This window comes from Vibrio sp. 10N.222.49.C9 (assembly GCF_041474985.1).
In the GTDB taxonomy this organism is placed as follows: Bacteria; Pseudomonadota; Gammaproteobacteria; order Enterobacterales; family Vibrionaceae; genus Vibrio; species Vibrio crassostreae_C.
On record NZ_JBFRVD010000102.1, the window covers coordinates 1 to 411 of the forward strand.

Annotated in this window: 1 protein-coding gene; it reads right to left on the reverse strand. The window is 48.2% G+C overall.

The genetic code is table 11. The features are described 5' to 3' along the window. Nucleotides 1–411: hypothetical protein (locus tag AB4585_RS22110; protein ID WP_372170957.1), on the reverse strand; the 411-nt coding region annotated here is incomplete at both ends.

Genomic DNA, 411 nt, shown 5'->3' on the forward strand with positions numbered 1-411 from the left:
GTTAGAATCATCGCCATCACTATCAACGGCTACAACATCAAACGGTATTGTTAATGTATCGAGGTTATTTGGTGTCGTAGCGTGATTGAGAGGGCCAAGTAAAGTAAACGTATAAGCACCTTCATCAGTCAGCACTAATGTGAAGATTGGCGTTCCGCTCACGTCAGCTGCGCCTTGGTAGGTGGTCGTGTTAGCAGCACCTGTGATCTCAGTGATCTTAATACCTTCATTGCCCGACGATAGCGTCGCTTCCAGAGTCGAGATATTGCGTAGTTCGTAAGCCTCTACTTGGTCTGCACCTTCCGTGGTAACAAACGAGCCTGCCGCCTGAGCGATAACAGAGCCTAAATCGCCTTCATCAACGACAAACGTACTCGCAACAGTCGTATCTGTGATGGTTGGCACATCATC